General features: G+C 55.9%; 10 protein-coding genes. All 10 read right to left on the bottom strand.

What is annotated here, in order from left to right; genetic code table 11:
* Positions 1–208 precede the first annotated feature (208 nt).
* Positions 209–748 (bottom strand): hypothetical protein, encoded by a 540-nt coding sequence (locus tag CKO25_RS21375; RefSeq protein ID WP_242467744.1) that lies wholly within the window; start codon positions 746–748, stop codon positions 209–211.
* Positions 717–1,343, bottom strand: coding sequence for a DegT/DnrJ/EryC1/StrS family aminotransferase (locus CKO25_RS21370; protein ID WP_338115178.1), 627 nt, complete (start codon positions 1,341–1,343; stop codon positions 717–719). The genes CKO25_RS21375 and CKO25_RS21370 overlap by 32 nt, the downstream gene beginning before the upstream one ends.
* 329 nt (positions 1,344–1,672) lie before the next feature.
* Positions 1,673–2,905 (bottom strand): asparagine synthase-related protein, encoded by a 1,233-nt coding sequence (locus CKO25_RS18840; protein WP_200389499.1) that lies wholly within the window; start codon positions 2,903–2,905, stop codon positions 1,673–1,675.
* A gap of 14 nt (positions 2,906–2,919) precedes the next feature.
* Entirely contained in the window at positions 2,920–3,960 is a 1,041-nt protein-coding gene (locus CKO25_RS18835; RefSeq protein ID WP_200389498.1) for an asparagine synthase-related protein, read from the bottom strand.
* Between the two features lie 91 nt (positions 3,961–4,051).
* Positions 4,052–5,317, bottom strand: a complete 1,266-nt coding sequence (locus tag CKO25_RS18830; protein WP_200389497.1) for an ABC transporter ATP-binding protein — start codon at positions 5,315–5,317, stop codon at positions 4,052–4,054.
* A gap of 4 nt (positions 5,318–5,321) precedes the next feature.
* Positions 5,322–6,152: an ABC transporter permease gene (locus tag CKO25_RS18825; RefSeq protein WP_338115177.1), complete on the bottom strand. Its 831-nt coding sequence runs from the start codon at positions 6,150–6,152 to the stop codon at positions 5,322–5,324.
* 132 nt (positions 6,153–6,284) lie between these two features.
* A complete protein-coding gene (locus CKO25_RS18820) occupies positions 6,285–6,635 on the bottom strand; it encodes a MarR family EPS-associated transcriptional regulator (RefSeq protein WP_200389495.1) in 351 nt (116 codons plus the stop codon).
* A 321-nt stretch (positions 6,636–6,956) separates the two neighbouring features.
* A complete protein-coding gene (locus tag CKO25_RS22025) occupies positions 6,957–7,040 on the bottom strand; it encodes a DUF4351 domain-containing protein (protein ID WP_200389501.1) in 84 nt (27 codons plus the stop codon).
* Positions 7,041–7,149: 109 nt separating this feature from the next.
* Positions 7,150–7,515 (bottom strand): Rpn family recombination-promoting nuclease/putative transposase, encoded by a 366-nt coding sequence (locus CKO25_RS18810; RefSeq protein ID WP_242467743.1) that lies wholly within the window; start codon positions 7,513–7,515, stop codon positions 7,150–7,152.
* A 9-nt stretch (positions 7,516–7,524) separates the two neighbouring features.
* Positions 7,525–7,668 carry a hypothetical protein gene (locus CKO25_RS21365; RefSeq protein ID WP_242467742.1) on the bottom strand — a complete coding sequence of 48 codons (144 nt, stop codon included), beginning with the start codon at positions 7,666–7,668 and terminating at the stop codon, positions 7,525–7,527.

The raw sequence follows: 7,668 nt of genomic DNA, 5'->3' as shown, positions 1-7,668 counted from the left end.
GGGCTACCGCACGACCATTGCCGAGCTCATCGACGCCATCGGGCCGCCGGCTCAATGGGTCTCGAGTGACCATGATGGGCTGCTCGCCGAGTGAGCGACCGGGGGCGGATTTGTGGGGATACCTCAGGGTCCATCCCTGTTTATTTGGCTCGTCCACCCTACCGGCCGGGCTTGTAACCGACGCCCTAAAGAGTAACAGGCGTGGCGATCAGCCCGCCTTCAACTGCGCGCGATGCCAGCGGTCGACTGCGCGCGCTAAGGTCGCACCAAGCTCGGCCGCTGCCTGGGCCTCGGCTAGAAAGTCCTCCACCGGCGGCGTTGCCGTACCGGGTGCCGACTTCACGATCGCGTGCACTGCACGATTGCGGGAAGCGCGCCATTCATCGCCGATTGCCGCCTTCAAGTCCCCGTGGGACTTATCGACGGCTTGGACCTGATCCGCTTTCCATGCCTTCACGAGGTCGAACAGTCCCGGGTAATGCTTGTTCGGCAACAGGCCAACAGCCGAGAGGTAGGATGTCAACCGATCGGCAATGATGCTTTCTTCGATGACGATGGCTTCGAGATAAAACCCCGACTCTTGGGCTTGGCGGATGCGGGCCCATGCTTCTTTGTAGGATTCGTACTTGGGCGCATTGCCGTTGATCTGTTTTGCGGACGGAAAGGATTTTCGCGTCATGTTCCTGAGGTCTCCAAAAAGGCCGACGATACCGAGATCAAGGGCGTCGGCTGCGGGCGCGGAGCGCACGCCACCGTCGTCGGTCAGGGCGCTCAGAAGGCGTGTAGCCCAGTGCCAGCAGCGTCTTCCGGACCTTCCGGCACCGACACCGAAGCCCTGAAAAGGGACGAAAGTGCGTGCCAGAACTTGTCGAGACAGCTGCTGCCTTGGCCAGCTCCATCTGCAGCGGTGAGCCGAGGGCTCGATGCGGTAGGAGGCAACGCCCCGTCGCCTCCCGTGGTGCTTGGAGATGCCGTTCACATGCGGGCAGCATCGGCGCCAGGCGCGGTAGCGTTCGTAGAGCCGACGTTTTGAGGCCAGGAATGCAGGCAAGTGCGCCAGTTGGGCGCAACCAAGCGCGGCGTTGTGTTGGGCATCCGTTCGTTGAAGCCGACCCTGACCTGCTCGTAGGCCCAGCGGAGCGGCCCTTGGCGGTAGTGGTCAGGTGCTTCGCTCGTCGTGCGAGGTCGGTGTCGTCTGTGAGGATGGCCCCGCCTCCGCCGGTGATGATGGTCTTGTTGCCGTTGAAACTGCGTGTGCCGAGGCGCCCGAGTGTGACGGTCGTGATCGCGACTGCCGAGTGAATCGGCGGCGTCTTCGCGGTCAGGTCACGCCTGCGTCGCACCGAACATCCACTCCGCCCGCCGCCAGTCCTCGGTATCGACATCCTGCAGGAAACCATGGTCTGTCGCCGGTTTCGATGCCATCGATTAAACGTGGTCCGTCCCTATTTGATTCATTCACGCGCCTGTTACCAGTCGTGCCGCAAGGCTCGATACCGGGCTCGTGGCTAGCGATTACCCGGGCGGGAGTTCCTCCCGCTAGAACACGCGGCCTTGCCAGGCCGCACCGTCCCAGTTTATTCCACTTCCTCGACTGGAGCGAATTTGGCCATTGCCGCCCAACAAGAATCGAGACAGGAGACTCGCCGCGGAGAGTTCGCCGACGCCATATTCAAGACGCCTTCAAATTAATCTCCAATCCTACGAGCACTTGAATTTCGCGACTGTTATCCACCCCGGAGACTCCATGTTCCGCAAGAACTTGTTCCGGGTCGAGCCAAGTGATCACACCTCGGGCTTTGAGATCCGCCAAATTCTCGCGCGCCAAAGCGCGTAGAGGCGACTGCGAAGCGAATCCTTCACGGAAATCAATATAGTTCAGCATCGGGGCTGGGGCCGTCACTTTAGACGACGGTCGAGTATTGCACCTCAACCGCCTACCGAACCGTTCTATAAGATGCGTTACACGGCGCTCCCAAGGTGCCACTAAACCGCTGCCTTTGTGATTCTTCGTCGGCAAACGAAACAAGCGCGGCCACTTTAGACGCAACGCCTCCTCATACAATAAACTCTTTTGCCGCCATTCCGTCGGTGCAGAAAACATGAGACTGAGCCAACGTGGATCTGCAAACGGTGTCCTAACGTCGAATCGATCGTCTACAACGATCGGACGAATAGCACCCCTTTGCCGTACCGCAAAATCAATTGTTTCGTAAAGCGAAATGCCCGGTATCCGGGCGATCGATCTATACTGTTCCAGTGAGTTCTCTGGATTATAATTACTCGGTACTAAGGAACGTCGTGAAGTGAATCGCTCATGCCCGACAAACGCAACGAATGCATCCTCTGCCGACGTGATGTCACCCGGGTAATGAGCGCCGGCGACAGTTTCCCCGAGAAACCCGCTAAGAACAACCGTTCCGGCGCCGAACTCATTCGTGATGAGCCGATTGTAGTAGGCGTCAAAGGTATAAGTCCACCGGCCACCCGCTCGCACTGCGGCTACAAGCGCTTCAGTATCCGGTGCGAGCGTGCGAAGATCCATTGCAGTGTGTCTTATTCCTACTTGACGCGCGACACCAGAGCCGAACTCAAAATCATAGGTACCTGGAGTTCCGAACGTTACCGCATGAACTTCAACACCGGCATCAAGTGCCACGGCGAGCATGGCACGGCTGTCGAGACCACCTGACAAGGGAATGACATGAAGACTGTTGGGCTCAAGCTGGTGAAGTATCACAGCATCTAATCGTTCTCCGACAACCTTCGCCGCTCCGTATAAGTTTCGAGAAACTACTTCTCTCTCATTAGGAGACTCGAACGGAAACCCTGCAATATCCGGTGGCAGATAGCCGAAATATAGGTATGGAATCCAGGCAAATTCACTAGAAGCTCCGCTTTTCACTTTTAGTTATCAACTCAATACGAGAATAGCGATGATTTTCTATGAAGCCGCGTCACCAAACGAACGAGTACGTTTTCGCTTGCAGACTTCTTTAGGTAGCCTGTGCTTATACTTTTCGTCTCGATTCCAAATAGTTTCGGAAATCTAAAAAGCATAATTTTGTGATATAGATTACTGTTGACTCTATAAGGCTCTGGGACAAGAAGCATAAATCTGATCCAATCGAAATCCAAAAAAGGTGTAATAACGTTAGGTGCACTGCAATCCAATGCGGCCTTGAGCCAGGTGCCCTGCCGAATGCCGAAATCAAGTTGATCTGGATAAGATATTAAATCAGGGTTATCGATAATGGAAAGTGTTGGCAAGGAGTTGCTTGGTATATAGCCATTCTGGCATAACGAGGGATGTAGGGCGCTGCACCAACGGTTAAAGCGGACAAACTCTTGTTTTGCCCTCCCCCAGTCGAGTGTCTGATAACCGGCTTTGTAGTGTGAACCTCCTATAGGGTCGCCTAGAAACCCGATCCAGATAGCTGGCGAGTTATCAAAATTCATCTTAAATTCATCAAGGTAAAATACGGTTACTAATTCGATCCAAACTTTTCGCTTTTTTGCCGTGTTTATCAGATTAGATTCAGAAATGGGTATCTTAGTTAGATCGTAAGAGTGATGTGAGACACCGGCTACGCGAGCAACTTTTTTCGGGATTTCGTAATCTAGTGTGCCAGGTGTTCCAAAAGTTACCGCAACAATCTCTTTTTTTAACCCAGCCTCTAACAGATGTGCCAGTATCAGCCGACTATCTAAACCTCCGCTCAACGGGATGACTTGCTCGCCTTTGACTGAGGCCAGGTGTCTATCGAAGGCGCGTTGTAAAATTTCCGCGCCTTCCTTAACGAGTTGATCTGGCGTTTTTTCCGATAGGCGTTTTTTGTAAGAGATACAATAGTCTCGGTCGTCAAAAACCTTCTCAATGAGAGTATCAGACTTTATCGGTAGATACCCATACCATAAGAAGTCGTTGATTTTTTGGAGTGTAGGTTCGTCAGCTAGCATGGATGTTTGGTTTGTCGTGTTGTTCAGTTGATTTTAAAGTAAAACATATTGTAGAACTTTCTGAAAACAGTCATTGGATTTTCATTGACGTTTATGTCGATTGGCAGTCTTCTAAGCGCTTATGCAATTCGATCTGGCCTTGGAAGTGAAATGGCGCCCATTGCAGTCCTTTGAAACCTCTCACTTTGAACTTCAGAATGTGCTGGTAGACGGCGATTCGATCTTCACGAGCGCGACTACCGTTTTTGATCTCGATGGGTTTTGAGATAATGACTGTTGTTGAATATTCTCCGTTTGTTAGACAGCATTCCGGCCATCTAATTTTTACAGACATTGTGTCACCTGTATTACGCAATGTATTGCCAAATGTTCCTGATGAATAATTCGCGACATTCTTCATATCTTTATCCGTAATCCAGATCTGAATATCGAAGAATTCATGCTTTATATCTATATCTAAATTTATTAGAAAAATCAAATCCTCTAAATAGTTGACAACTGCCGTTTGTCCCGATACTTGTTGCGTGTAATCTACATTCAGGCGGATGTCATGAATTTGCACTCCATCTGAGAAAGCATTCTCAGAAACCTCGCCATCGAATAGATCTAGATATTGTTCAATGCCGTATGAAATGTCATCGCCATAGTATGCATCTGTACCATCTTTCATTAGGATAATACGGTTCGACGCTCGAGCGATGGTTGGCATCGAATGGCTTACAAAAACAACTGCACATCGGTTGAGCAGTTCAGTCATCTTTCCATACGATTTGAGTTTGAACCCCGCGTCGCCTACCGCTAAGACCTCGTCTAAGAACAGGATATCCGGATCGAGATGCACCGCAACCGAGAAGCCTAGCCGCACCTTCATTCCGGAACTGTAATTCCGGACCGGCATGTCGATGAACTCTTCCAGCTCGGAGAAATCGATGATCTCGTCCAGTTTCTTGTCGATTTCGGCACGCGAGAACCCGAAGACGGATCCGCCGATGTAGATGTTCTCTCGCCCTGAGAGGATGGGATTGAAGCCCCCGCCGAGCTCGATGAGAGCACCAATACGCCCGCGCAGGCGGATGCGGCCTTCGTCCGGTTTGAGCAGACCGTTGAGGATCTTGAGAAGCGTGCTCTTACCGGCGCCGTTGCGCCCGATGAGTCCGAGACACTCGCCGCGTTTAACCTGGAAGCTGATGTCACGGATCGCCCAGAACTCTTCGGGGCGCAGTTGACCACTACTGCCGTGGCGATGTCCGCGCAGCTCGTTACCGAGGTCTTGCAGGCCATACCAAAGAGATTTCTTCAGGTCACGGCAGAATTTTTTGGAGACGCCTTGAACGTCGATGAGGATGTCGTCGGACATAGGATCAGGCGCCTGTGCGCTCGATGAGGATGGGCATGACGAGGCGGTAGGCGCCCCAGGCGATCAGCAGCATCAGCACGGCCAGCAGGTTGACGATGACGAAATAGGTCATCTGCTCGGGCGGGAAACCGGTGAGCCAGTTGCGGGCGTTGAGGATGAGCGGGGTCAACGGGTTGATCTGGAAGAGCGTGGCGACCCAGCCGTCCTTCGGCATGGCGAAGACCACTGGGGTGAGGTACATGAGAAATTGCAGCCCTAGTGGGATCACGCGGCCGACGTCCTTGTAGAGCATCCCGATCGGGGTGACCAGCAAACCAAGCGCGGTGCCGACGAGGATCAACGAGACGATACCCAAGGGGAATATCAGGAGGTGCCAGCCCGGATAGATGCCGATGATGACGAGTGCGCCGAGCATCAGCAGGATCTTAATGCCGGCATTAAAGAGGATCTTATAGATGCCGGAGACGATCAGGGCCTCGCGTGGGAAGTTGAACTTCGCCAAGAGACCCGACGCGGATTGGGTCTGATTCATCGGGGCGTTCATGGCATCGGTGAAGATTGCCCAGAGCATGGTGCCAGTGAAGACATAGACCGGATAGGGGATGTCGGTGGCGCCCACGGCGACGATTCCGGAGCCTTGCAGAAAAATCCAGGTCAGGGTGGTAAAGAGCGGGGTGATGAAGGCCCAGAGGATGCCGAGAACATTCTGGCGATATTGGGCCTGAATGTCGCGCACCGCGAGCCGCCAGGCGAGGTCGCCGCTCCGGGCAAGGTCGCGAAACATGTCGCGCAGCATCTCGCGCGGCTTGGCGACGGATGAGTCCGGCGTGTACACCGTCTCTGGGAGCCTAGTAGAGGACTGGTCTGTCATGGGTATGCAATTGGTCGCGGTCTAGGGTTGGACAGCAGTCTGCCCGACAGCAGGCGCGCTTGCATGGAGCGCGGGCCTGAACCTGATCGGGTCTGATCAAACCGGATCCGCCGGCTCCTTGCGTTCGTAGCCGCCACGAACCTCCGCATCGAGCTGGGCGATCTCGACCTTAAGGGCTTCGAACTCGGCGCGTTTGCGTTTAAGGAAGCGCGCGGTGATGCGGGCCTTGGCCTCGATGCCCTGGGGCGTGAGCAGGTAGGCGTAGGCGAGCTTGTTGTCGCTGCGGCGGAAATTCTGGACCTTCACCCAACCCTGGTTGATGAGTGCGCGCACGCAGAAGTTGGTGCTGCCGAGGCTGATGCCGAGCGCTTTGGCCAGGTCGCGCTGGGTGGCGTCGGGGTGCGCCTCGAGGTGTTTGAGGACGCGGTAGTGGAGGTCTTCGGTCATGGCGGTCGGTGTGGCAGGGCGCCAGGTCGCGCGCGGCGGTCGCCGTCGGGCGTGGGGCGTGGGGCAGGGGCGCCGATGTAAGGGCGGTTTGGCGGCGTGCGCCGGAGCTTGGTGTGCGTGGGCGCGGCTTGCGGAGGCGTCTCGGACACGCTACCGCCCTACCTGGTGATGCCGGCATCGGCACTCTGGTGGGCGGGTTGTCGGATTGGGCGGCTGTCTGTTCAGAGCCTGAACCACCCAGCTGCACTGCATCATGAGTGGCGGCTTGGGTCAAGGGGATAAGACGAATCAGTTGTGATTGAACCGTTGCTTAGGGCCGGGTCAGCGGCGCGCCAGCCACGCGTCGAGATCCGATGCGGTGGTGAAGTCGAGGAGATTCTCGCCGAGGGTTTCCAGGGTTTCCACGGGTCGCCCAACACGTCCGCCGGCGCGCGGCTGGCTGCGAGCCGAAACAGCGCGACGCTGGGATTGCGCTCCGGCAACGCGCCTTGCTCGGCGAGGCGGATCTCTTCGATCAGAAAATAGCCCTGACGGGGGCCTTACTCCCGCACGAAGGGCGGCGCCGGGGGATCAACGCGTCGCCATCGCGGGCCGCGTCCCAGGGTTTGAGACCATTGTAGAGGACGATCGGCAGCACCCGGGGCAGTTGGCCGGCTGCGTCGAGCTGCTCGCCACGGATCAGATCTTGGTCGAGGAGTCCAACATAGGTCTGGATGCGCACCGCCATCCAGGCGTCGATGCTGGATTGAACTTCGAGCAGCAGATCGATGTACAGCCAGTCATCACCCCGGCGCACGCGCCAGATGATGTCATCGGCGCGATCGCGCAGATCGTCGCTGACGTCGCTGCCGCTGCATTTCTCCAAGGTGGTCAGGTCCAACCGGCTGACTCAGTCACCGGGGATGAAGCCGTCCAAGAGATCGCGGACCATGGCAACGTGGGAGTAAAGCAGTTTGTAACCGCCGTCGTGGCCGGGCTCGCGCACCGGTCTGCGGCGCTCGGGTTGGCGTCGGCGGGCTTTGCGCTTGGTCAT

This window comes from Thiocapsa imhoffii, from assembly GCF_016583985.1.
Taxonomy (GTDB): domain Bacteria; phylum Pseudomonadota; class Gammaproteobacteria; order Chromatiales; family Chromatiaceae; genus Thiocapsa; species Thiocapsa imhoffii.
Note: the sequence above shows the minus strand (reverse complement) of the source record. Positions and strands in the feature narration are given on the sequence as shown.

What these genes read in the sequence shown, in the direction of transcription:
- CKO25_RS18830 (WP_200389497.1), bottom strand. Translation starts at nt 5,317, where the DNA reads ATGTCCGACGACATCCTCATCGACGTTCAAGGCGTCTCCAAAAAATTC.
- CKO25_RS21365 (WP_242467742.1), bottom strand. Translation starts at nt 7,668, where the DNA reads ATGACCAAGCGCAAAGCCCGCCGACGCCAACCCGAGCGCCGCAGACCG.
- CKO25_RS18820 (WP_200389495.1), bottom strand. Translation starts at nt 6,635, where the DNA reads ATGACCGAAGACCTCCACTACCGCGTCCTCAAACACCTCGAGGCGCAC.
- CKO25_RS18835 (WP_200389498.1), bottom strand. Translation starts at nt 3,960, where the DNA reads ATGCTAGCTGACGAACCTACACTCCAAAAAATCAACGACTTCTTATGG.